Raw genomic sequence first — 318 nt, forward strand, 5'->3', positions numbered from 1 at the left:
AAGCTAGTAAGATCCCTGAAAGATGATCAGGTTGATAGGTTCGAGGTGGAAGCATGGTGACATGTGGAGCTGACGAATACTAATAGATCGAGGACTTAACCATATAATATGAAGCAATGTTATCTAGTTTTGAAAGAATATAAAAAACTTGTTGACTTTAAAAGTTAAATGAGTTACAATGATTCTTGTCTTAAATGAATACAGTCTGGTAATGATGGCAGAGAGGCCACACCCGTTCCCATACCGAACACGGAAGTTAAGCTCTCTAGCGCCGATGGTAGTTGGGACCTTGTCCCTGTGAGAGTAGGACGTTGCCAG

General features: G+C 41.2%; 2 rRNA genes. Both read left to right on the forward strand.

Annotation, left to right across the window (positions count from 1 at the left end):
* Nucleotides 1-103, forward strand: a 23S ribosomal RNA gene (locus MR107_RS30605); the annotation flags it as partial.
* Between the two features lie 101 nt (nucleotides 104-204).
* Nucleotides 205-318: ribosomal RNA gene (rrf, locus tag MR107_RS30610) — 5S ribosomal RNA — on the forward strand; the annotation flags it as partial.

It is taken from the genome of Bacillus cereus group sp. BfR-BA-01441, assembly GCF_022663075.1.
GTDB classification, from domain to species: Bacteria; Bacillota; Bacilli; order Bacillales; family Bacillaceae_G; genus Bacillus_A; species Bacillus_A cereus.